The 21,619-nt window shown below is 67.9% G+C and carries 20 protein-coding genes; 13 read left to right on the top strand and 7 right to left on the bottom strand.

Features of this window, described 5'->3' with window-relative positions:
• Window positions 1-59 precede the first annotated feature (59 nt).
• The 3 genes from D8S75_RS01605 to D8S75_RS01615 all read right to left on the bottom strand — a co-directional run bounded on the left by D8S75_RS01605 (window position 60) and on the right by D8S75_RS01615 (window position 2,954).
• A complete protein-coding gene (locus D8S75_RS01605; protein ID WP_119964178.1) occupies window positions 60-281 on the bottom strand; it encodes a DUF350 domain-containing protein in 222 nt (73 codons plus the stop codon).
• Window positions 282-303: 22 nt separating this feature from the next.
• On the bottom strand, window positions 304-1,797 hold the full coding sequence (locus D8S75_RS01610) for a DUF4178 domain-containing protein (protein WP_119964179.1): 1,494 nt from the start codon (window positions 1,795-1,797) through the stop codon (window positions 304-306).
• A 104-nt stretch (window positions 1,798-1,901) separates the two neighbouring features.
• Window positions 1,902-2,954: an SPFH domain-containing protein gene (locus D8S75_RS01615; RefSeq protein ID WP_119964379.1), complete on the bottom strand. Its 1,053-nt coding sequence runs from the start codon at window positions 2,952-2,954 to the stop codon at window positions 1,902-1,904.
• Window positions 2,955-3,180: 226 nt separating this feature from the next.
• Here D8S75_RS01615 and D8S75_RS01620 point away from each other — a divergent pair, with 226 nt between their 5' ends.
• On the top strand, window positions 3,181-3,459 hold the full coding sequence (locus tag D8S75_RS01620; protein WP_119964180.1) for a DUF2061 domain-containing protein: 279 nt from the start codon (window positions 3,181-3,183) through the stop codon (window positions 3,457-3,459).
• Here the strand turns inward: D8S75_RS01620 and D8S75_RS01625 are convergent.
• Entirely contained in the window at window positions 3,443-3,745 is a 303-nt protein-coding gene (locus D8S75_RS01625; protein WP_119964181.1) for a flagellar basal body protein, read from the bottom strand. The genes D8S75_RS01620 and D8S75_RS01625 overlap by 17 nt on opposite strands.
• Before the next feature lie 44 nt (window positions 3,746-3,789).
• Window positions 3,790-4,746, bottom strand: coding sequence for a LysR family transcriptional regulator (locus D8S75_RS01630; protein ID WP_119964182.1), 957 nt, complete (start codon window positions 4,744-4,746; stop codon window positions 3,790-3,792).
• A 109-nt stretch (window positions 4,747-4,855) separates the two neighbouring features.
• Here D8S75_RS01630 and aptA point away from each other — a divergent pair, with 109 nt between their 5' ends.
• From aptA to D8S75_RS01695, 12 genes are all read left to right on the top strand, one after another.
• Entirely contained in the window at window positions 4,856-6,214 is a 1,359-nt protein-coding gene (gene aptA, locus D8S75_RS01635) for an omega-aminotransferase AptA (protein ID WP_119964183.1), read from the top strand.
• Window positions 6,215-6,282: 68 nt separating this feature from the next.
• Window positions 6,283-7,800, top strand: coding sequence for a CoA-acylating methylmalonate-semialdehyde dehydrogenase (locus tag D8S75_RS01640; RefSeq protein WP_119964184.1), 1,518 nt, complete (start codon window positions 6,283-6,285; stop codon window positions 7,798-7,800).
• A gap of 239 nt (window positions 7,801-8,039) precedes the next feature.
• Complete coding sequence (locus D8S75_RS01645; protein ID WP_119964185.1) at window positions 8,040-10,355, top strand: NADP-dependent malic enzyme; 2,316 nt, start codon at window positions 8,040-8,042, stop codon at window positions 10,353-10,355.
• Between the two features lie 156 nt (window positions 10,356-10,511).
• A complete protein-coding gene (locus D8S75_RS01650; protein ID WP_119964186.1) occupies window positions 10,512-10,916 on the top strand; it encodes a guanyl-specific ribonuclease in 405 nt (134 codons plus the stop codon).
• 140 nt (window positions 10,917-11,056) lie between these two features.
• The gene (locus tag D8S75_RS01655; RefSeq protein WP_119964187.1) at window positions 11,057-11,482 is read left to right on the top strand and encodes a barstar family protein; all 426 of its coding nucleotides are present in this window, start codon (window positions 11,057-11,059) and stop codon (window positions 11,480-11,482) included.
• Window positions 11,483-11,771: 289 nt separating this feature from the next.
• On the top strand, window positions 11,772-13,151 hold the full coding sequence (gene radA / locus D8S75_RS01660; RefSeq protein WP_119964188.1) for a DNA repair protein RadA: 1,380 nt from the start codon (window positions 11,772-11,774) through the stop codon (window positions 13,149-13,151).
• A 56-nt stretch (window positions 13,152-13,207) separates the two neighbouring features.
• Entirely contained in the window at window positions 13,208-13,633 is a 426-nt protein-coding gene (locus D8S75_RS01665; protein WP_119964189.1) for a glycerate kinase, read from the top strand.
• Window positions 13,634-13,673: 40 nt separating this feature from the next.
• A complete protein-coding gene (locus D8S75_RS01670) occupies window positions 13,674-14,612 on the top strand; it encodes a branched-chain amino acid transaminase (RefSeq protein WP_119964190.1) in 939 nt (312 codons plus the stop codon).
• A 2-nt stretch (window positions 14,613-14,614) separates the two neighbouring features.
• Window positions 14,615-14,821 carry a zinc-finger domain-containing protein gene (locus D8S75_RS01675; RefSeq protein ID WP_119964191.1) on the top strand — a complete coding sequence of 69 codons (207 nt, stop codon included), beginning with the start codon at window positions 14,615-14,617 and terminating at the stop codon, window positions 14,819-14,821.
• 2 nt (window positions 14,822-14,823) lie between these two features.
• Entirely contained in the window at window positions 14,824-16,722 is a 1,899-nt protein-coding gene (locus tag D8S75_RS01680; RefSeq protein ID WP_119964192.1) for an FkbM family methyltransferase, read from the top strand.
• Window positions 16,723-16,776: 54 nt separating this feature from the next.
• Entirely contained in the window at window positions 16,777-18,051 is a 1,275-nt protein-coding gene (locus tag D8S75_RS01685) for an O-antigen ligase family protein (RefSeq protein WP_119964193.1), read from the top strand.
• 273 nt (window positions 18,052-18,324) lie between these two features.
• Window positions 18,325-19,509 carry a GGDEF domain-containing protein gene (locus D8S75_RS01695; protein ID WP_157982575.1) on the top strand — a complete coding sequence of 395 codons (1,185 nt, stop codon included), beginning with the start codon at window positions 18,325-18,327 and terminating at the stop codon, window positions 19,507-19,509.
• 8 nt (window positions 19,510-19,517) lie between these two features.
• On the opposite strand, the gene D8S75_RS01700 is transcribed toward D8S75_RS01695, so the two are convergent.
• Window positions 19,518-20,744 carry an ATP-binding protein gene (locus D8S75_RS01700; protein ID WP_119964195.1) on the bottom strand — a complete coding sequence of 409 codons (1,227 nt, stop codon included), beginning with the start codon at window positions 20,742-20,744 and terminating at the stop codon, window positions 19,518-19,520.
• 18 nt (window positions 20,745-20,762) lie between these two features.
• On the bottom strand, window positions 20,763-21,479 hold the full coding sequence (locus tag D8S75_RS01705) for a response regulator (protein WP_119964196.1): 717 nt from the start codon (window positions 21,477-21,479) through the stop codon (window positions 20,763-20,765).
• Window positions 21,480-21,619: the final 140 nt, after the last annotated feature.

Below are 21,619 nucleotides of genomic sequence, written 5' to 3' on the forward strand. Positions count from 1 at the left end.
TGCCAGCAGACGCCGCGCAAGGGCCGCCCCGCCGCGCAGCCGCTCAGGGGGGTGTCTCATCAATGAATCGCGGCCGCCACGATGATGCTGATGCCCAGGCACATCGCCGCCACCACCATGGCGAGGGACTTGTTCTGCTTCTCGACGATCTCGCGCCACAGGTCGTAGGGCGTGAGCTTGTCGATGATGATGAAGCTGATCCAGAACACCAGCACGCCCACCAGGGCGTAGAGGATGGAGCCAAAAAATGCGGCGGGCCGCAGCCATTCGAAACCCATCATGTTGACCTCCGAGAGAAAAATGTTACTTGTGGCTGCCGCCGCTGGAATAGCCGCCCCAGGAGCCGCCGGAGCTGCGCGTGAAGCCGCTGCCCGATGAGCCCGAGCAGTTGCTCAGGATGATGAGCAGGATGATGATCACGATGGCGATCACGATGATGGTGCCGCAGCCCATGCCCTTGGAGGCCACGAAGGGGCCGGGGTCGTCGCGCTGGAGCAGGTCCTTCTTGTTCTCCAGCCCGAAGGCCTTGGCCACGGTGTCGCTGGCCAGCTTGTCGCCGCTCGACCAGGTGACCTCGCTGGGGGTCTGCTCCAGCGAGAGCAGGCCCTTGGCGCTCGCGAAGTCGCGGTTGCTGGTTTTCTGGCCGCGCGTCACCTGCCAGTAGAACTCGCCGAGCACGTAGGTGGTTTCGGCCTCGTAGTTGTATTTCAGTTCGTATTTGGTGCCCAGGTAGGTGGCGCTGCGGCCGTTGGCGGCCATCTGGGGCGCGCCCGTGGTGGGGCGCACCAGGCTCCAGCCTTCCTCGGAATCGACCAGGAAGGCGAAGCCGCGCTTCTGGTTGTAGAGCAGGTACTCGCTCCAGCCGAAATGTTCGTCATCGCCGGGCTCCACGCCCATGCGGTGCTGGAAGCCCACCACCTGCCAGTGCACGCCCTGCAGCTGGCCCTTGGCGCCCAGCGGGATGAGGGGCTGCACGGGCTCGTCCTGCTCGGCCGAGCGCAGTTCGCCGCCCACGCCGCTCTCCAGGCTGATGATGCTGGCGCAGGAGCCGCAGGTGACGCTCTTGGTGGTGGTGAGCAGCACCTGCACCGGCGCGCCGCAATGCGGGCAGTTGAACTGGCGGCCTTTTTCGCTCTTGGCGGACTCGTCCTTCAGGCCCTGGAGCTTCAAATCATCGAGCAGCACCGCGCGGCCGCGCTCGACGTGCGGCGGCTGGTGGCCGTAGTCGATGGAGAGCACCTCGCCCTCGCTGCTGCGCAGCTCGACCAGGCCGAACGGGTGGCCCAGCGGCGGCAGCTTGGGCAGTTCGCCCTGGGCCGAGATCAGCGTCGCCTGGCCGCTGAAGGCCACGCTGTAGGGCTTGCCATTGATCGCGGTGGTGCTGCCCACGCGGAAGCGGCTGGCCTCGGGCAGCTCGCGCCCCGGGTCCATGGGGCGGGTGAAAACGTAGGCGCCGTTGTCCTCGCCCAGGCTGGCCAGGGTGCCGTCTTCGAGGAAGGCGGCCCACTCGGTCCAGACGCCGGCCTCGGTCTTGTACTGCAGCCGGCCGATGAGCGTGAAGGGCTGCTCCTTGCCATCGAGCGTGATGCGCCCGCTGGCCATGAGCTGCAGCGGGCTGTGGTCGTCGAACAGCTCGGCCATCTTGCCCAGGCGCGTGAGCACGTCGCCATTGCGCACCACGGTGCTCTGGCAGTAGCCGCAGACGGCGTGGGTGGACTGCGCGCTGCGGAATTCGACCGGCGCGCCGCAGCCCGGGCAGGGCGCCCGGTAGCTGCGCTGGGTGGGGCTGGTGGCCATGGTGGGGGCTGCTGCTGGCGCCGCGCTACGCGGTTTCGAGGCCTTTTTGGCCTCTGGCGCTGATCCCTCCAGCGCGAGCAGCTATTTTTATGATAGCAACCAGGTCAGACCAGCTTCTTCAGCAGTTCGGCCTTCTTGGCGTCGAACTCTTCCTGCGTGAGGATGCCCTTGCTCTTGAGTTCGCCGAGCTTCTCCAGCGTGGCCATCACGTCCTCGGGCTTGACGCCCACGGCCGCCGCAGCGGCCGCTGCTGCCGGCGCGGCCTGCGCCGCGCCACCCTGCAGGCCGGCCTGCAGGTTCTGCGCCAGCACCTGGCCCAGCGCCACGCCCGCGCCCAGGCCCATGGCGTCGCCCGCGATGCCGCCACCGCCATTGCCCGCGCCCTCGGCGAACTTGGGGATCGCCTGCGCCGTCTGGTACTGCATGAACTTGCCCATGTCGTTGCCGACCATGCCCATGCCGATCTTCTGGTCGAGGATCTTCTGCAGCTCCTCGGGCAGCGAGACGTTCTGCACCGTCAGGCTCTCGATGACGAGGCCGATCTTGGCAAAGTGGGGCGCCAGCTCCTTGGCCAGCGCGTCGGCGAACATCACCTGGTTGGCCGCCAGGTCCAGGAACGGCAGGCCGCTGCCCGCGATGGCGTTGCTGATGTTCTGCAGCACCATGCCGCGCAACTGGCCTTCGAGGTCGGCCACGGGGTAGCTGTCGCGCGTGCCCGAGATCTCGGTGTGGAACAGCTTGGGGTCGGCGATGCGGTAGGCGTAGTTGCCGAAGGCGCGCAGGCGCACCGCGCCGAAGTCCTTGTCGCGGATCGTGATGGGCTGGGGCGTGCCCCACTTCTGGTCGATCTGCTGGCGCGTGCTGAAGAAGTACACGTCGCTCTTGAAGGGCGACTGGAACAGCTTGTCCCAGTTCTTCAGGTAGGTCAGCACCGGCAGGGTCTGCGTGGTCAGCTTGTAGGTGCCGGGGCCGAACACGTCGGCCACCTGGCCTTCGTTGACGAACACCGCCATCTGCGACTCGCGCACCACCAGCGTGCCGCCGTTCTGGATTTCCATGCCCTCCATCGGGAAGCGCCAGGCCAGCGTTCCGTCGCCGTCCTCGGTCCACTGGAGGATGTCGATGAACTGTTTCTTGATGAAGTCCATGAGTGCCATGCGGTGCTCCCGGTTGCTGTGCAGGGGGTTGATCGGACCGGCCATCATAGAACAAGCCTTGCGCGGCATGAACCGGTGTTTTGGCGTTGCCGTGAAATGCTGCGCACCGTCCATTCCGGCACGGGCTATGCCGGCGGTAGGCAGGTTCAATGGCCGATGTAATTGCGAGCGATTATCATTCATTCAAGGCCGCCACACCGGGCAGCCCCCGCACCAGGAGCCCGCCATGTCCCGCATCCGCCTCGCCGCCCGCCAGAACAAGACCATGCTGCTCAAGACCGGCAGCTACTACGTCATCCACATCTGCGTGGCGGCGCTGGTGGCCTACGCCATCACGGGCAACCTCTGGGCCTCGCTCACGCTGAGCCTGCTGGAGCCCACGGTGCAGGCCGTGGCCTTCTTCTTCCATGAGAAGGCCTGGGAGCGCGCCGGGCGGCGCCAAGCAGCCGCGGCCAGCGCGGCGGCAACGGTGCCCGGGGAAATGGAGTTCAGGCCCGCACGTTGAGCAGCGCGCCCAGCATGCGGTCCTCGGTCTGCAGCGTCTGCAGGTTGGCCTTGAAAGCGTAGGTGGCGGTCATCTGATCCACCACCTCCTGCTCCAGCGCCACGCCGGCTTGCGGCTCGCGCTGCATGGTGGCGTTCACGCCTGCGGGGCCCGCCACCTCGGCCTGCTCGGCGCGAAAGCGCCGGTAGCCGGGCGTGTTCATGTTGGCGATGTTGTTCGCCGAGGCATCCAGGCGCATCTGCGCGGCCTGGAGGCCGGACTGGGCGATGGAGGAGATGCTTGCCATGGTGCGCCTTGTGTGAAGGCCTCCATTCTGTGCCCGTGCCGCTTTCAGCGCAAGGAGCCGCCGCCTTCCCCATGCGCCTGCAGCAGGCATTGCGCGAAGGCCTGGGCCGCGCGCGGCGGCTGGGGCGAGCGGCGCAGCACGCTGACGAACTGGCAGCGGTAGAAGAACCGGGCTGGCTGCACGGCCTGCATCTGCCCCTGGCGCACGAAGGCCTCGGCGTAGTGGTCGGGCAGGAAGCCCAGGTAGCGGCCCGAGAGGATGAGCGTGGCGATCGACTCCTGGTCGAAGCCCGTGGCCTTGCGCGGCAGGCGCGCGCCATGGCTCAACTCCATGTTGGGCGAGTGGTAGCCCAGGCCGGCGAACTGCCAGGCGCGCAGGCCGTCCCAGTCCAGGCCGGCATGGTCCTGGCCGAACAGCGGGTGGCGCGCGCCGCAGTAGAGCAGCATGGTCTCGGTGAACAGGTTGGCGTAGACCAGGCTCTGCGAGGTGCGGTGCGCGGGGATGATGCCGATGTGGAAGCTCCCGTCGATCAGCCCGCGCTCGATGGCGGGGATGGCGGCCACATGCATCTGCAGGCTCACGTCGGGCGCCTGCTCCGAGAACAGCGCGATCGCCGCGCCGATGCGCGCCGCCGGGTTGCTGGCGGTCTTGTCGAACACCGCGACTTCCAGCCGCCCGCCCATGCGGCGGTGGATGTCGTCGATGCTGCTGCGAAACGCATCGACCGCGCTGAGCAGGCGCAGCGTTTCGTCGTACACGCGCTGGCCCTCGGGCGTGAGCGCGAAACCGGCGCGGCCGCGCCGGCACAGCGTCAGGCCCAGGCGTGTTTCCAGGTCCTTCATGTGGCGGCTCACGGTGCTGGTGCCGATGTTCAGCTCCAGCTCAGCGGCCGACAGGCCGCCGCATTCGGCCACGCTCTTGAACACCTGCAGCAGGCGCAGGTCCATGTCGCTGAGCTGGCCGAGTAACGCGCGTTCGCGCTGGGAGGTCTTTACTTGCATAAATCGTCAAGTAAACATTGATATTTGATTATTCAAGAGATTAACACCTGCCGGAACAATGGCGGTTCGCGGGCCAGTCGGCCGCCGCACCCGAACCAGGAGACCCACCATGAGCTTCGTCCACATCGAACAACCCGCCGATGCCGCGCCCCGCCTCGATGCCGCCTGGCTCGACGCCCACTGGATGCCCTTCACCGGCAACCGCAACTTCAAGGCGAATCCGCGCATGGTGGTGGAGGCCCAAGGGGCGTACTACACCGACAGCGAAGGCCGCAAGATCTTCGACGGTCTCTCGGGCCTGTGGTGCTCGGGCCTGGGCCATGGCCGCCGCGAGATCGCCGAGGCCGTGGGCCAGGCCGCTGCGCGGCTGGACTACGCGCCGGCCTTCCAGTTCGGCCACCCGGCGTCGTTCGAGCTGGCCAACCGCATCAAGGCCCTGACGCCCGCCGGGCTGGACTATGTGTTCTTCACCGGCTCGGGTTCCGAGTCGGCCGACACCTCGCTCAAGATGGCGCGCGCCTACTGGCGCGCCAAGGGCCAGGGCACCAAGACGCGCCTGATCGGCCGCGAGAAGGGCTACCACGGCGTGAACTACGGCGGCATCTCGGTCGGCGGCATCGTGGGCAACCGCAAGCTGTTCGGCCAGGGCGTGGAGGCGGACCACATTCCCCACACCCAGCCGCCGGCCGGCACCTTCCAGAAGGGCATGGCCGAGGACGGTGGCCGTGCGCTGGCCGACAAGCTGCTGGACGTGATCGCGCTGCACGACGCGAGCAACATCGCCGCGGTGATCGTCGAGCCCTTCTCCGGCTCGGCCGGCGTGGTGATTCCCCCGAAGGGCTACCTGGAACGCATCCGCGAGATCTGCACGCAGAACAACATCCTGCTGATTTTTGACGAGGTCATCACCGGCTTTGGCCGCTGCGGCACCTGGACCGGGGCCGAGGCCTTTGGCGTGACGCCCGACATCCTGAACTTCGCCAAGCAGGTGACCAACGGTGCGCAGCCGCTGGGCGGCGTGATCGCCACCAAGGAGATCTACGACACCTTCATGGCGCAGGGCGGCCCCGAGTACATGCTGGAGTTTCCACACGGTTACACCTATTCGGCCCACCCCGTGGCCTGCGCGGCGGGCAACGCGGTGCTCGACATCCTGCAGAAGGAAGACATGCCCGGGCGCGTGCGCGCGCTGGCGCCCTACTTTGAGAACGCCGTGCACGGTCTCAAGGGAGCCAAGCATGTGGCCGACATCCGCAACTACGGCTTGGCCGCCGGCATCACCATCAGCGCCCTGCCCGGCGAACCGGCGCGGCGCCCCTACGAGATCGCCATGAAGTGCTGGGAGAAGGGCTTTTACGTGCGCTACGGTGGCGACACCATCCAGCTCGCGCCCCCGTTCATCAGCACCCAGGCCGAGATCGACCGCCTGGTCAGTGCCCTGGGCGATGCCCTGCACGAAACCGCATGAACTCCTGTTTTGATAGCTGCTGGCGCTTGATGGATAAGCGCTGGTGGCACTTTTGATTTGAAATCGCCATGAACCACGACAAGAACGTCACCACCACCGTCGGCCACCTGATCGACGGCAAGCTCGTTGCCGACACCGAGCGCACGCAGCCCGTGTTCAACCCCGCCACGGGCCAGTCCACCACCAGCGTGGCGCTGGCCAGCAAGGCCACGGTGGAGGCCGCCATCGCCTCCGCCGAGGCCGCATTTCCGGCCTGGCGCAACACGCCCCCGCTCAAGCGCGCGCGCGTGATGAGCAAGCTCAAGGTGCTGCTCGAAGAGAACGCCGACAAGATCGCGGCCCTGATCACCGCCGAGCACGGCAAGGTGTTGGCCGACGCGCACGGCGAGCTGCAGCGCGGCATCGAGAACGTGGAATACGCCAGCTACGCGCCCGAGCTGCTCAAGGGCGAGCACAGCCGCAACGTGGGCCCTGGCATCGACTCGTGGTCCGAGTTCCAGGCGCTGGGCGTCACGGCGGGCATCACGCCCTTCAACTTCCCGGCCATGGTGCCGCTGTGGATGTGGCCCATGGCCGTGGCCTGTGGCAACACCTTCGTGCTCAAGCCCTCCGAGCGCGACCCCACCAGCGCGCTGTTCATCGCCCAGCTGGCGCTGGAAGCAGGCCTGCCACCCGGCGTGCTCAACGTGGTCAACGGCGACAAGCTGGCCGTGGACACGCTGCTGCAAGACCCGCGCGTGAAGGCCGTGAGCTTCGTGGGCTCCACGCCGATCGCCGAATACATCTACGCCGAAGGCTGCAAGCACGGCAAGCGCGTGCAGGCCCTGGGCGGCGCCAAGAACCACGCGGTGCTGATGCCCGATGCCGACGTGGGCAACGCCGTCAGCGCCTTGATGGGCGCGGCCTACGGCTCCTGCGGCGAGCGTTGCATGGCCATCCCGCTGCTCGTGGCCGTGGGCGACGAGGTGGGCGATGCCGTGGTGGCGGGCCTCAAGACCGAGATCGCCAAGATGAAGGTCGGCCCCGGCACGGACAACAGCAACGACATGGGCCCGCTGGTGACCCAGCAGCATTTCGAGAAGGTGAAGGCCTATGTGGACAGCGGTGTCGCAGAAGGCGCGACGCTGGTGGTCGATGGCCGCGCCGTGAAGGTGCAAGGCCACGAGGAAGGCTACTTCCTGGGCGCCTGCCTGTTCGACCACGTCAAGCCCGGCATGAAGATCTACCAGGAAGAGATCTTCGGCCCCGTGCTGGGCGTGGTGCGTGTGAAGACGCTGCAGGAGGCGATGAAGCTCATCGATGCCCACGAGTATGGCAACGGCACGTGCATCTTCACCCGCGACGGCGAGGCCGCGCGCTACTTCACCGACCACATCCAGGTCGGCATGGTGGGCGTGAACGTGCCCCTGCCCGTGCCCGTGGCCTACCACTCGTTCGGCGGCTGGAAGCGCAGCCTGTTCGGCGACCTGCACGCCTACGGCCCCGATGCCGTGCGCTTCTACACCAAGCGCAAGACCGTCACGCAGCGCTGGCCCTCGGCCGGCGTGCGCGAGGGGGCGGTGTTCAGCTTCCCGAGCAGCCGCTGACGGCGCGGCCCCGTGCGGGCCGCTTCCAGGCGCAACGCCCTGCAGTTCTGCGGACTGCAGGGCGTTTTGTTATGTGAAATCGATTTTCATGAAAATGCGTCACAATGTCGGCGCCCGGGTCCGCAAAGCTGCTTACCAGGGTTTTTACTGAACGCAACCTACAATCGGTTCCCCCCCGGACCCTGGGGTCCGGCCGCGCCAGCCCCGGCTTGGCGCGGTACCGCCAACTGGAGACTTCCATGCCCGAGAACGCACCGGCCCCGATCCCCCACCCCGACAAGCGCGCGCTGCTGCGCAAGGCCGCCCTCGAGTACCACGAGTTTCCGAAGCCCGGCAAGATCGCCATCGCCGCCACCAAGCAGCTCGTCAACCAGCACGACCTGGCGCTGGCTTACTCGCCCGGCGTCGCCGCGCCCTGCGAGGAAATCGTCAAGGACCCGGCCGCCGCGTTCCGCTACACCAGCCGGGGCAACCTGGTGGGCGTGGTCACCAACGGCACGGCCGTGCTGGGCCTGGGCGACATCGGCCCGCTGGCGGGCAAGCCGGTGATGGAAGGCAAGGGCGTGCTGTTCAAGAAGTTCTCGGGCATCGATGTGTTCGACATCGAGATCAACGAGAAGGACCCGGACAAGCTGGTCGAGATCATCGCGTCGATGGAGCCCACCTTCGGCGGCATCAACCTGGAAGACATCAAGGCGCCCGACTGCTTCTACATCGAGCGCAAGCTGCGCGAGCGCATGAAGATCCCGGTCTTCCATGACGACCAGCATGGCACGGCCATCGTGGTGGGCGCGGCCATCCTCAACGGCCTGAAGGTCGCGGGCAAGAAGCCCGAGGAAGTCAAGCTCGTCACTTCCGGCGCGGGCGCTGCGGCGCTGGCCTGCCTGGGCTTGCTGGTCAAGCTGGGCATCCGGCGCGAGAACGTCTGGGTGACCGACCTGGCCGGCGTGGTCTACGAGGGCCGCACCGAGCTGATGGACGAGGACAAGCAGTTCTTCGCCCAGAAGACCGAACAGCGCACGCTCTCCGAGGTGATCGAGGGCGCGGACGTGTTCCTGGGCCTGTCGGCGGGTGGCGTGCTCAAGAAGGACATGGTGGCCAAGATGGCTGCCCGCCCACTGATCTTCGCGCTGGCCAACCCCAATCCCGAGATCCAGCCCGAGGATGTGCAGGCCGTGCGCGACGATGCCATCATGGCCACGGGCCGTTCGGACTACCCGAACCAGGTCAACAACGTCCTGTGCTTCCCCTACATCTTCCGGGGAGCGCTCGACTCCGGCGCTACCACCATCACGCTGGAGATGGAAATCGCCGCCGTGCACGCCATCGCCGACCTGGCCCAGGCCGAGCAGAGCGAAGTGGTGGCCGCGGCCTACGTGGGCGAGAAGCTCGCTTTTGGCCCTGAATACCTGATCCCCAAGCCGTTCGATCCGCGCCTGATGATGAAGATCGCGCCAGCCGTGGCCCAGGCCGCGTTTGATTCCGGCGTGGCGTTGCGCCCCATCACCGACATGGACGCCTACCGCGACCAGCTGCAGAGCTTCGTCTACGCCTCGGGCACGATGATGAAGCCCATCTTCCTGGCCGCCAAGACCGCCGCCAAACGGCGCGTGGCCTACGCCGAGGGCGAGGAAGAGCGCGTGCTGCGCGCCGCGCAGATCGTGGTGGACGAAAAGGTGGCCCGTCCCACGCTGATCGGCCGCCCGGCCGTGATCGCACAGCGCATCGAGAAATTCGGCCTGCGCCTGCAGGAGGGGCGTGACTACGATGTGGTGAACGTCGAGCAGGACCACCGTTACCGCGACTTCTGGCAGACCTACCACCAGATGACGGCGCGCAAGGGCATCACCGCGCCCATCGCCAAGATCGAGATGCGCCGCCGCCTCACGCTGATCGGCAGCATGATGCTGCACAAGGGCGAGGTCGACGGCCTGATCGTGGGCACCTGGGGCCACACCTCGCACCACCTCAACTACATCGACCAGGTGATCGGCCGGCGCGCCGGCGTGGCCACCTACGCCTGCATGAACGGCCTGCTGCTGCCCGACCGCCAGGTGTTCCTGGTGGACACGCATGTCAACTACGACCCGACGGCCGAACAGCTCGCGGAGATCACCATGATGGCCGCCGAGGAAATGCTGCGCTTCGGCATCAAGCCCAAGGCGGCGCTGCTGTCGCACTCCAACTTCGGCTCCAGCGACCAGCCCAGCGCCGTGAAGATGCGCCAGACACTGGAGTTGCTGCGCGTGCAGGCCCCCTGGCTCGAAGTGGACGGCGAAATGCACGGCGACGTCGCGCTCAACGGCGCCTCGCGCGCGGCCCTCATGCCGCACAGCAGCCTGGTCGGTGACGCCAACCTGCTGGTGCTGCCGAACATCGACGCGGCCAACATTTCCTACAACCTGCTCAAGACCGCCGCGGGCGGCAATATCGCCATCGGCCCGGTGCTGCTGGGGGCGGCGCAGCCGGTGCATATCCTGACGGCCAGCGCGACCGTGCGCCGTATCGTCAACATGACGGCGTTGACCGTGGCCGATGCCAACGCGCAACGGTAATTGTCCGCACGATAGCGTGCGCTAACTTTCAAAGCCCCTTTCGGGCGCGGGCCTCTGCTTAAACAATGGGCAGAGGCTTGCTTTTTTGGGGGGTTTCCGTCACACTAGCGCCTTGAAATTTCGGGTTAACCCGTAGTTTCTGAAAGGTGTTGTTTGATGCTGAAGGCTGTGGCCGCCCGGGCGTACAAGGCTGGCGTTGCGTGTTTTTTGGGTGTCGCTTTCGTGCTCACTCCCACAGCAGGGCAGGCGCGGAACCATCCGTCCACCGATGGACAGGCCACGATCACGGTGGCGCAACTGCCTCCGCAGGGGCGCGAAACCTATGCGCTGATCCGGCAGGGAGGCCCGTTCCCATACGACAAGGATGGAACGGTGTTCGGCAATCGCGAGCGGCTGTTGCCGGCGCACAAGCGCGGCTACTACCGGGAATACACCGTCAGAACACCAGGCGCGCGCAATCGGGGCGCCCGGCGCATCGTGTGTGGTGGCAAGCCCCGGACACCGGACGCCTGCTATTACACCAGCGACCACTACGCCAGTTTTCGCGAAATTGTCGAATGACTCCCGTCCTGCCCAGCGCCCTGGCGCCCGCATGGCGGTGGGGAGTGTGACTTCCCGCTTGATGCCCCCACCCGGGGAGCCGCCATGGGCAGGCCACCGGAGTGACCCGATTTTTGGACTTAAGAGAAAGAGAAGCGGAGATGGATATGCCACTTCGTAAGGACCAGGAAAACCCATTGCGCGGAGTGCGCGCCAACATCGTGCAGTCGATCCGCGCTTTCCGCGTGCAGGACCTGCAGGATGCGGCCGCAACGCTGGGGCAGCACTTCCTTTACGCCAACCTCGCCCATGCGCAATCCAAGCAGGACGTGCTGGACCTGATCGCGCAGCAGTTCACCTTCCCGTCGCACTTCGGCAAGAACTTCGACGCGCTGTCGGACTGCCTGACCGACCCCTTGCACAAGTCCGGTCCGCAACCGGGCTTCATCGTGGTGCTGGAGCAGATTCCAGCCACGGCGAAATTCGACAAGGAAGCACGCGAGCAGCTGCTCGATGTGTTCCGCGATGCGGCGGACTACTGGGGCGACCGGAAAATTCCGTTCCGCTGTTTCTATTCTTTTCTGTAGCCCGTTCTGCAACCAACAGCCAGGCAGAACGGGCGAACGAGGCTACCGAGGCACCTTCCGCGGTGCAAGGCATCGAGCTGGGAGCGGACATGGCCGAGAAGATGCCCACCGACAAGTTGGTCGACATCTCCCCGTTGGCGCTGCGCATGAGCAGCCCCTTCAACTCCGGCTACTGGCTCACCGCGGCCTGACCGTCCCGGCGACTCCCTTGCAAACCCGTCCTCGCGACGGGTTTGTGCTTTTTGGCGCGCCGCTATAGTCGGCGGTCACCGCTACGCGTTCCTCCTCCATGTCCAAGGAAAAAACCACCTTCACCTGTGCCGAATGTGGCGGCAGCACGCCCAAATGGCTCGGCAAGTGTCCGCATTGCAATGCCTGGAACACTCTCGCGGAGACCGTGGTCGAGACCGGCGGCGGGCGCAATCGCTACAGCACGCCGCAACATGCGGGCTGGAACATGGCACAGGCCGTGGCACCGCTGTCCGCGATCGAAGCCACGGAGGTGGCGCGCACGCCCAGCGGCATCGAGGAGCTCGATCGCGTGCTCGGCGGCGGAGTCGTCGAAGGCGGCGTGGTGCTGATCGGCGGCGACCCGGGCATCGGCAAGTCCACGCTGCTGCTGCAGGCGCTCGACGCGCTGCAGCGTGCTGGCCTGCCCACGCTCTACGTGACGGGCGAGGAAAGCGGTGCGCAGGTAGCGCTGCGCTCGCGCCGCCTCGGCCTGAACCAGAGCCAGGTGAACGTGCTGGCCGAGATCCAGCTGGAGAAGATCCTGGCCACGGTGGAGGCCACGCAGCCCGCCGTGGCGGTGATCGATTCGATCCAGACTGTGTATTCCGACCAGCTGACCTCGGCGCCCGGCTCCGTGGCCCAGGTGCGCGAGTGTGCCGCGCACCTCACCCGCGCGGCCAAGGCCACGGGCGTGGCCATTGTGCTCGTGGGCCATGTCACCAAGGAAGGGGCACTGGCCGGGCCGCGCGTGCTCGAACACATGGTCGACACGGTGCTGTATTTCGAGGGCGACACGCATTCGAGCTACCGCCTCGTGCGGGCCATCAAGAACCGCTTCGGTGCCGTGAACGAGATCGGTGTGTTCGCCATGACCGAGCGTGGCCTCAAGGGCGTCACCAACCCGAGCGCCATCTTCCTGAGCCAGCACAGCGAGCCGGTGCCAGGCAGCTGCGTGCTCGTCACGCTGGAGGGCACGCGCCCCCTGCTGGTCGAAATTCAGGCGCTGGTCGATGGCGGCGGCCCGAGTCCGCGCCGACTGTCCGTGGGACTGGAGCGCGACCGCCTGGCCATGCTGCTGGCAGTGCTGCACCGCCACGCCGGCGTGGCCTGCGCGGACCAGGATGTGTTCGTCAATGCCGTCGGAGGCGTGCGCATCAGCGAACCTGCCGCGGACCTGGCCGCGATGCTGGCCATCACCTCCAGCCTGCGCGGCCGGGCACTGCCCAAGGGTTTCATTGCCTTCGGCGAGGTCGGGCTGGCGGGCGAGGTGCGGCCCGCACCGCGCGGACAGGAGCGGCTCAAGGAGGCGGCCAAGCTGGGGTTCACGGTGGCGGTGGTGCCCAAGGCCAATGCGCCGCGCCAGCCCATCCCCGGGCTGGAGATCCACCCGGTCGAGCGCATCGAGGAGGCCATGGAGGTGGTGCGCGGCCTCGCCTGAGCACCGTACGTGCTTTCCACGACGGCCCCGGTGGCCCGGCATAAGACAATCCGCGCATGAACTGGCGAAATGCATGGGTGCCCCTGGTGGGTGCGGTCCTGGTGGTGGCGTCCTACCGGACTTACGGGTGGATGGGCGTGGCTGGCGCGGTGGGCCTGTTGCTGATGTGGCTGCTGCTGCACTTCACGCGGCTCATGACGGTGCTCAAGAAGGCGGCGGACAGTCCCATGGGCCATGTGGGCAGCGCGGTGATGCTCAACGCACGGCTGCGCGTGGGCGTGAGCCTGATGCATGTCATCGCGATGACCCGGTCCCTGGGGGTGCTGCAGTCGCGGGAGAACGAACAGCCCGAGGTCTACCGCTGGACCGACGCCGGCGGATCGCACGTGACCTGCGAGTTCCAGCATGGCCGCCTGTTGGCCTGGACATTGGTGCGGCCGACGCCGCCCGACACGGGCCAGGCCGGGGTGCCGGCGCCGTAAAATCGAAAGTTCCGCGAACACAGCAACCCAAAGGAACCCCATGAGCCCCGTAGTTCCCTCGATGGCCGACCGTGACGGCAAGATCTGGATGGACGGCCAGATGGTCGACTGGCGCGACGCCAAGATCCATGTGCTGACCCACACGCTGCACTACGGCTGTGGCGCCTTTGAAGGCGTGCGCGCCTACAACACCGCCAACGGCACGGCGATCTTCCGCCTGGAAGAGCACACCGAGCGCCTGTTCAACAGCGCCAAGATCCTGCGCATGAAGATCCCGTTCACCCAGGAAGAGGTGAACGAGGCGCAGAAGGCCGTGGTGCGCGAGAACAAGCTCGAATCATGCTACCTGCGCCCCCTGACCTGGATCGGCGACAAGAAGCTCGGCGTCTCGCCCAAGGGCAACACCATCCATCTCATGGTCGCGGCCTGGGCCTGGGGCGCCTATCTGGGCGAGGAAGGCATGAAGCGCGGCATCCGCGTCAAGACCAGCAGCTACACGCGCCACCACGTCAACATCACGATGACGCAGGCCAAGGCGGTGAGCAACTACACCAACTCCATCCTGGCCAACATGGAAGCCACGGACGAGGGCTACGACGAGGCCTTGCTGCTCGACAGCGCGGGCTTCGTGTCCGAAGGCGCGGGCGAGAACATCTTCGTCATCAAGAACGGCGTGATCTACACGCCCGACCTGTCGGCCGGCGCGCTCAACGGCATCACGCGCAACACCGTGTTCCACATCGCCAAGGACCTGGGCCTGGAGATCGTCCAGAAGCGCATCACGCGCGACGAGGTCTACATCGCCGATGAAGCCTTCTTCACCGGCACGGCCGCCGAGGTCACGCCGATCCGCGAACTCGACCGCATCGAGATCGGCGCGGGCAGCCGCGGCCCCATCACCGAGAAGATCCAGAGCGCGTTCTTTGACATCGTCAACGGCCGCAACCCCCGCTACGCCCATTGGCTCACCAAGGTCTGAACATGTCCCAAGCCGTCGTTGAATTGCAGGCCCAAGATCTCAACCACCAGGGCGGGGTGCACTGCCCCAGTCCGAAAGCGGACATGCAGCTCTGGAACAGCCATCCCCGGGTCTATCTGGACGTGGCTCGCACTGGCGAGGCCAAGTGCCCGTATTGCGGCACGGTGTACCGCCTCAAGGCAGGAGAGGTCGTCAGGGGCGCTCATTGAGCATGGACGAGGCCGTGGCTCCGGGCATGGCGATGATGCCGCCGCAGGGCACGGCCACCGCCATCGACACGGGGCTGAGGGTCTCGTTCGGGGTCTACTGGTTCAAGCTCCTGCATCCGCTGCTGGAGCGGCGGGGGCGGTTTTTCCTCCAAGGCCGCCAGCGCCGGCGCTATTTCGTCATGCCGGGCGACTATGTCAGCGGATACACCGCCAAATTCGGCTCCTTCGAGGCGGAAGAGATTGCCGTGGCCCGGCAGGTCTGCCTGCGCGGACTGGGCGCCGAGCGCCTGGCGCGCAGCACCATGGTGGACCTGGGGTGCCACATCGGCAACTACAGCGTCGAGCTGGGGGCTGCCTTTGGCGGGGTGGTCGCGGTGGATGCCGTGCAGAGCTATGCCCATGTGGCCCGTGCCAACCTGGCCTGGAACGGCCTGGAACACAAGTCCACCGTTGTCTGCGCGGCCATTTCGGACCGCGAGGGCGAGGTGCGGCTGCACATGGAGCGCCATGGCAACCTCGGCCACGCCCGCGTGAGCCAGGAGGGCGATGCCGCTGGCGGCGCCACGGCCGTGGTGCCCGCCGAGACGCTCGATGCCTTGGTACGGCGCCTGGGCATCCTGGATGTGTCGTTCATCAAGTTCGATATCGAAGGCCACGAGATCGCGGCCCTGCAGGGGGCGCTGCAGACCATCCGCCAGCACGCGCCCGTGGTCCAGGTGGAAGTGGACAAGGGCAACCTGCCGGCCGTGCTCGACCGGATGCGCCAGACCGGCGTGGCCTACGAGGCCTGGCAGGTGGTGCGCGGCAGCCCCGCGCGCAAGAGCGCGCTGTCGCGGCTGTGGACGGCCTTGCGCGCCGGGGGCAACCCGGTTTTCGTGCAGAAGCTGACCGGGGAGGAGGCCAATGCGCGTCAACTGCCTTGCGTGCTGCTGGTGCCCGTGGCCATGCAGGTCGACTGGCGGGCGCTGTTTCCCGTGCCGGCCCCCACCCTGGAGCCCACGCCTGCCCCGGCGGTCGCGCGCGCTTGCGACCCTGGCGCAGGGCCACATCCCTTGCACGAGGTGACGGCCGTGGTCGTCACCTACAACAGCGCGCACTGCATCGAAACCCTGGCGCGGTCGTTGGCCGCCTGGCCGCACGCCATCGTGGTGGACAACGGCAGCCACGATGGAACGCGCGCTCAGGTGGAGCGGTTCATGCCCCGTGCCCGGTGGATCGGGCTGGGCGGCAACCAGGGCTTTGGCGCGGCAAACAACCTGGCGCTGGCGCAGGTGACCACGCCCTACGCCCTGCTGATCAATCCCGACTGCCTGGTGGAGACCGGCGATGCCGTGGCCTTGCTGCAAGCCGCGCAGCGCTGGCCGCAGACCGCCGTGGTCGTGCCACAACTCATCGACAGCCAGGGGCGTGTCCAGTGCAACTACGGCTGGCCTCGCCTGCAATGGGCCTCGCAAGGGGCGCCCGCCGAGGGGCCGCTGTGCGTGGGCAATGCCTGCGGCGCCGTGATGCTGCTGCGCCTGGAGGCCCTGCCGACGCGGCAGTGGTTCGATACGCGTTTCTTCCTGTACTACGAAGACGAGGATTTGTGCCTGCGGCTGTTCCAGGCCGGGCAAGGGGTGGTGGTCGAGCCGTCCGTGCGGGTGTTCCATGCGAACCGGGGCTCGGTGCGGGGGCCACGGCCCCTCAAGGTCGAATACCAGCGCGGCCGGCACCATGCCATGTCCAAGATCCTTTTCACCGCCAAGCACCTGGGCGAGGCGGCCGCCCGCAGGCAGCGCCGCGTGGCCCGTCTCCAGGCCGTGGCCGTGTTGCTGTTGCGGATGCTGCTGCCTTCGCCGAAGCACATGGCGCGGGCCTGGGGGCGTGTCGTGGGGTTCTGGCAGGCGCCATCCCGGTATTGAACCGCGCGGGCTCCTGAGGCACCTGGTAGCGGGACCGCGCACCACTTGAACACCATGCGGGCACTGGCTCATCCTCTTCAAAACACGGCAGGCGCTTTGTTGGTGGCGCTGGCGTTCGCCATCCCCGTATCGAATGCGCTGACCAGCGTGGCGGCAGCGGCTTTCGTGGCCGTGATGGTGCTGGGCCAGGTGGCCGGAAGCTGGCGTGGACGCTGGGCCCTGGTGCTGCGGCACCCGGTGAGCCTGACCAGCCTGGCGCTGTTCGGCAGCGTGCTCTTGGCCTCCGCCTGGACCTCCGCTGCGCCGCAAGCCGCGGCAAGTCAGGCGATGCGCAATGCCTCCCTGCTGCTGCTGCCGCTGTTCGCTGTGGCGTTGTGGGATTCCGTCTGGGTGCGGCGCTGCCTGCAGGCGTTCTCCGTGGCGATGGTGCTGACGCTGGTGCTGTCGTTCGCCCATGCGCTCTGGGGGCTCGCTGGCGCCGGTTCCTGGCCGCTGCCCTACAAGGGGGGAGGCGATGCGATTTTCCATGTGCACATCACGCACAACGTGCTCATGTCCGTGGCGGTGCTGCTGTGGCTGGGGCAGGCGCTCGCCGACCACGGTCTGCGGCCGGCCCGGCGCGGGGCCCTGGGGCTGCTGGCGGCATTGGCCGTGTTCAATATCCTCTGGATGGTGCCTGGCCGCACGGGGTATGCCACCTTGCTGGCGGGTCTGCTGGTGCTGGCGTTGGCGTGCTGTCCGCGCCGGTGGCGGGCGCACGGCCTGCTGGGCCTCGTGGCCCTGACCGCGGCCGCGCTGTGGATGTCGGACAGCGTGCAGGGCCGCCTGGACCGCACCTGGCGCGAAATTCAGGCCTTCGAGGGCGCCGGCAGCGCACAGCGGGGGGACGTGAACCTGGCGGACCACCGCCTGGCCATCTGGCGCGAGGCGCTGAAGGTCGTCCAGCAGAGCCCCTTGATCGGCCATGGCACGGGCAGCTACCGCACCGTCTTCTGCGCCTCCGCCCAGCCCCCGGACATGTGCAGCTATGGAGGTGGAAAGCACCCGCACAACCAGTTCCTGTTCGCCGCCATCGAAGGGGGGATGCTGGGTGTCGCATGCTATGCGGCCTGGCTGCTGGCCTTGGGCCTCGCCCTCTGGCGGCAGCGTGGCCAAGGCCCCCTGGGGGCCATCGGACCGGGCCTGTGGGTGGTCTGGGTGGTGTACGGCATGGTCGATACGCCACTGCAGTTGCTCACCGAGCGGCATTTTTTTCCGCTTTTCCTGGTCCTGCTGCTGTTCCCGCCACTGGCCTTGCGCCACCCGCCCCCGCTCCCCGAGCCGCGCTGAGAGCGCTGAGAGCGCTGGCGCGCGCGCAGGCCGCCGCCAGCGCGTCTCCGGAGGCCAACGCCATGGGCGCCAGGGCGATCGGGGTGGCCAGGCCAAAACGGCGGGTGAAGCGGGTGGTGAGCGCGGGAGAGATCATGGCGGGCATCGTGGGCTGGCGTGCCGGGGCCGGCCAACGCATTCTTTCCATGGCCGCTGCCGGCGGCGATGGACTATAGTTTTCAGGACGTTCGCCGGGCGCTCGCCCGGCGCGGCCCCGTCATCCGACGCAACACCATGCCTGTCGATATTCCGACCCTTCTGCTGGTTTTCCCCGTGGTGGCGCTTGCCATGGCGCTGGCCGTGCTGATCGTCGCCTGGGGCCAGCCGCGCGGTGACGGGCTGCTGCAATGGGGGGCCGGCCTGCTCATGGTCGCGCTGGCCTTCCCTCTGTTCATCCTGAATATCCGCGCCCACGGCGCGCAGCCTTTCTGGATGGTGGCGGGCAACGTGCTGCTGTCGCTGTCCTATGCGCTCTCCCTGGCGGCGGTCAGCCGCTTCCATGGCAGGCCCTGTCCGCGCCTGCGCACTCTGCTGCCGGTGGCGCTGGCCGCCGCCGGGGCGCTCGCCTTCATGCGCCAGCACGAGCTGCGCGTGGCTTTGGGAGGCGTGCTGTTCGGCCTCCAGGGCGCCATGGTGGCGCACGAGGTTCTGCGCCGGGACAACGCAAGCCTAGGGCGCGGCAGCTGGCTGCTGGCCCTGGGCGCGGGCATGGTGGTGCTGCTCTATGCGCAACGCACCGTGGGCGTGCTGCTGGGCGGGACGGATGTGGCGCTGCTGCAGGTGCCGCACACCCTGCAGATCGGCAGCCAGCTCCTGGGCCTGGCGGGCCTGGTCTTCACCACCCTGGGCTTCATCCTCATGGGCCGGGAGCGTTCCGATGCCGAGCACCAGAAGCTGGCGCGGCTGGACATGCTGACCGGGGTGCCCAACCGGCGGGCGCTCATGGACGCCCTGGAGCGCATGTTCGCGCAGGCCGTGCGCGAGCGCCAGCCGCTGGCCCTGCTGATGGTGGACATCGACCGGTTCAAGCGCGTCAACGACACCTACGGGCACCTGGCCGGCGACGCGGTGCTGGCCGCCGTGGCAAGCTGCCTGGGCGCGGGCCTGCGGACCCAGGACATCCTGGGGCGCTATGGTGGCGAGGAGTTCCTGGTAGGCCTGCCTGGAACCGATCTGGCGGGGGCGGCGCGCCTGGCCGAGCGCCTGCGCCAGAGCGTGCAGGACATGGCCGTGCCCTGGGCGGAGCAGTCGCTGCATGTCACCGTGAGCATCGGCGTGCATGCCCAGGTGCCGGCTGGCACGGCCATGGCCGATGCCATGATCGATGCCGCCGACCAGGCCATGTACGCCGCCAAGCGGGCCGGCCGCAACCGGGTGGAAACCCAGCAGGCGGCCGCTTCGGCCGCCGGTCCGGCATAGGCGCGGACTTAGGTGCGCAGCGGCAGGCGCAGCACGAAGCAGGCGCCGCCACCCGCGTGGTCCACGCAGTGCACCGTGCCGTGGTGGCGCGCGGCGATGGAGCGCACCAGGGCCAGCCCCAGCCCCACGCCACCGGAACGCTCGCTCGCGCCCGGCAGGCGGTAGAAGGGCTCGAAAATGCGTTCGCGCTGGTCCGGTGGAACGCCCGGGCCCCGGTCGCACACCCGCACCTCGGCGCTGTCCCCGGCGCGGCGCAGGCTGACGGTGATGTCGCCTTGGCTGTAGCGGCGGGCGTTCTCCAGCAGGTTGCGCAGCGCGCGGCGCAGCAGCTTGGAGACACCCGAGACTTCGAGCCCCTCGGTGCCGGCATCCAGGTCGGCGCCCAGGCGCGCGCACTCCTCGGCCGCCAGGCCCACCAGATCCACCGGTTCGATGGTGCCCACGTCGGCCTCGCGCGCATCGAGCCGGCTGGCCAGCAGGATCTCGTCCACCAACTGGTCCAGCTCGGCGATGTTGCGCAGGATCTCGTCACGGAACGCGGGCGAGGGTTGCTGCCCGCCCATCAGCTCCAGCCCCATGCGGATGCGCGCCAGCGGCGAGCGCAGCTCGTGCGAGGCATTGGCCAGCAGCGACTTGTGTGACTTCACCAGCGTCTCGATGCGTCCGGCCGCGGCGTTGAACTGGCGCGCCAGGTCGGCCACCTCGTCGTGGCCGTGCTCGGGCACGCGCACCGACAGGTCGCCCTCGCCGAAGCGCTGCACGCTGCGCTGCAGGGCTTCGAGCCGCTGCGTCAGGCGCCGGATGAAGGGAAAAACGCCGGCCGCCACCGCGATGCCCACCAGGGCCAGCATCCACACGAAGCCGAAGGGTGGCCGCGTCCAGAACGTCATGGGATGGGGCGAAGGTCCGCCGCCCGGACGGCCCGGCCGCTCGGCACGCGGCGGGCGCGGCGCCATCTGCAGCACATAGGCCTCGCCCTGGGCGGACTCGATGCGGAACTCCAGCCCCTCGGACGGCGGCATGGGCTGGCGCGTGGCCAGGCCGTGCAGCACGACGCGGCCCGTGCCGTCGCGCAGCACCATCTCGCGCGAGGGCGGCGAGAAGTTCTGCGCGTTCTGGTTCTGCTCGGCCGCGATGCGCCAGGCCCAGCCCACCACCAGCGTGAGCACCGCCACGCCCCCGACCACGGCGAGCCAGATGCGCAGGTACAGGCGGCGGGAAAACGGATTGGCCATGGTGCGCTGGGCGGCGGATCAGTCTTGCTGCTTGGCGAACACATAGCCCACGCCGCGCACCGTGAGGATGCGGCGCGGGTTCTTCGCGTCCTGCTCGATCGCGGCGCGGATGCGGCCCATGTGCACGTCGATGGAGCGGTCGAAGGCTTCGAGCTCGCGCCCGCGCACGGCCTCCATGATCTGGTCGCGCGTGAGCACGCGGCCGGCGCGCTCGGCCAGGGCGACGAGCAGGTCGAACTGGTAGGAGGTCAGCTCGGCCGGCTGGCCGGCCACGGTGACGCTGCGCGCGTCGCGGTCGATTTCGAGCGCGCCGAAGCGCAGCGTCTGGGTGACTGGCGGGCCGCCGTCGCCATGGCGGCGCAGCACGGCGCGGATGCGCGCGAGCAGCTCGCGCGGCTCGAAGGGCTTGGGCAGGTAATCGTCGGCGCCGAGTTCCAGGCCGATGATGCGGTCCATCGGGTCGCCCTTGGCGGTGAGCATCAGCACCGGCACGCGGGCGGCGGCGCCCGGCAGCGCGCGGATGCGGCGGCACACCTCCAGGCCGTCCATGTCGGGCAGCATGAGGTCGAGGATCACCAGGTCGGGCAGCGTGGCGGCCTCCGGGCCTTGCAAGCGGGCGAGTCCGCTGGCGCCGTCGGCGCGGTGTGTCAGCTGCATGCCGGACTGGCCCAGGTATTCGCCCACCATCTGCGCCAGACGGGCGTCGTCTTCGATCATCAGCAGTTGGGTGCTCATGGGTTCAGTGTAGTGGGGGCGTGGGTGCCATGGCCGCATGCTGGGCCCCCAGCGTTGCGCTGTGTTGTGGGCGGCGTAAAGGCCTGGTAAACGCGGCGTGCCAGCAGCACCAGGGTATGCTATTAAATGAGTAGCTGGCG

This window comes from Simplicispira lacusdiani (genome assembly GCF_003604195.1).
GTDB classification, from domain to species: domain Bacteria; phylum Pseudomonadota; class Gammaproteobacteria; order Burkholderiales; family Burkholderiaceae_C; genus Simplicispira; species Simplicispira lacusdiani.

Excerpts from the sequence above, each read along its gene's own strand:
- D8S75_RS01695 (WP_157982575.1), top strand. The coding sequence starts at position 18,325 with ATGCCTGTCGATATTCCGACCCTTCTGCTGGTTTTCCCCGTGGTGGCG.
- D8S75_RS01685 (WP_119964193.1), top strand. The coding sequence starts at position 16,777 with ATGCGGGCACTGGCTCATCCTCTTCAAAACACGGCAGGCGCTTTGTTG.
- D8S75_RS01655 (WP_119964187.1), top strand. The coding sequence starts at position 11,057 with ATGGATATGCCACTTCGTAAGGACCAGGAAAACCCATTGCGCGGAGTG.
- D8S75_RS01680 (WP_119964192.1), top strand. The coding sequence starts at position 14,824 with ATGGACGAGGCCGTGGCTCCGGGCATGGCGATGATGCCGCCGCAGGGC.
- D8S75_RS01615 (WP_119964379.1), bottom strand. The coding sequence starts at position 2,954 with ATGGCACTCATGGACTTCATCAAGAAACAGTTCATCGACATCCTCCAG.
- radA (WP_119964188.1), top strand. The coding sequence starts at position 11,772 with ATGTCCAAGGAAAAAACCACCTTCACCTGTGCCGAATGTGGCGGCAGC.
- D8S75_RS01675 (WP_119964191.1), top strand. The coding sequence starts at position 14,615 with ATGTCCCAAGCCGTCGTTGAATTGCAGGCCCAAGATCTCAACCACCAG.
- D8S75_RS01605 (WP_119964178.1), bottom strand. The coding sequence starts at position 281 with ATGATGGGTTTCGAATGGCTGCGGCCCGCCGCATTTTTTGGCTCCATC.
- D8S75_RS01645 (WP_119964185.1), top strand. The coding sequence starts at position 8,040 with ATGCCCGAGAACGCACCGGCCCCGATCCCCCACCCCGACAAGCGCGCG.
- D8S75_RS01650 (WP_119964186.1), top strand. The coding sequence starts at position 10,512 with ATGCTGAAGGCTGTGGCCGCCCGGGCGTACAAGGCTGGCGTTGCGTGT.
- aptA (WP_119964183.1), top strand. The coding sequence starts at position 4,856 with ATGAGCTTCGTCCACATCGAACAACCCGCCGATGCCGCGCCCCGCCTC.
- D8S75_RS01640 (WP_119964184.1), top strand. The coding sequence starts at position 6,283 with ATGAACCACGACAAGAACGTCACCACCACCGTCGGCCACCTGATCGAC.
- D8S75_RS01700 (WP_119964195.1), bottom strand. The coding sequence starts at position 20,744 with ATGGCCAATCCGTTTTCCCGCCGCCTGTACCTGCGCATCTGGCTCGCC.
- D8S75_RS01630 (WP_119964182.1), bottom strand. The coding sequence starts at position 4,746 with ATGCAAGTAAAGACCTCCCAGCGCGAACGCGCGTTACTCGGCCAGCTC.
- D8S75_RS01610 (WP_119964179.1), bottom strand. The coding sequence starts at position 1,797 with ATGGCCACCAGCCCCACCCAGCGCAGCTACCGGGCGCCCTGCCCGGGC.
- D8S75_RS01665 (WP_119964189.1), top strand. The coding sequence starts at position 13,208 with ATGAACTGGCGAAATGCATGGGTGCCCCTGGTGGGTGCGGTCCTGGTG.
- D8S75_RS01670 (WP_119964190.1), top strand. The coding sequence starts at position 13,674 with ATGAGCCCCGTAGTTCCCTCGATGGCCGACCGTGACGGCAAGATCTGG.
- D8S75_RS01625 (WP_119964181.1), bottom strand. The coding sequence starts at position 3,745 with ATGGCAAGCATCTCCTCCATCGCCCAGTCCGGCCTCCAGGCCGCGCAG.
- D8S75_RS01705 (WP_119964196.1), bottom strand. The coding sequence starts at position 21,479 with ATGAGCACCCAACTGCTGATGATCGAAGACGACGCCCGTCTGGCGCAG.
- D8S75_RS01620 (WP_119964180.1), top strand. The coding sequence starts at position 3,181 with ATGTCCCGCATCCGCCTCGCCGCCCGCCAGAACAAGACCATGCTGCTC.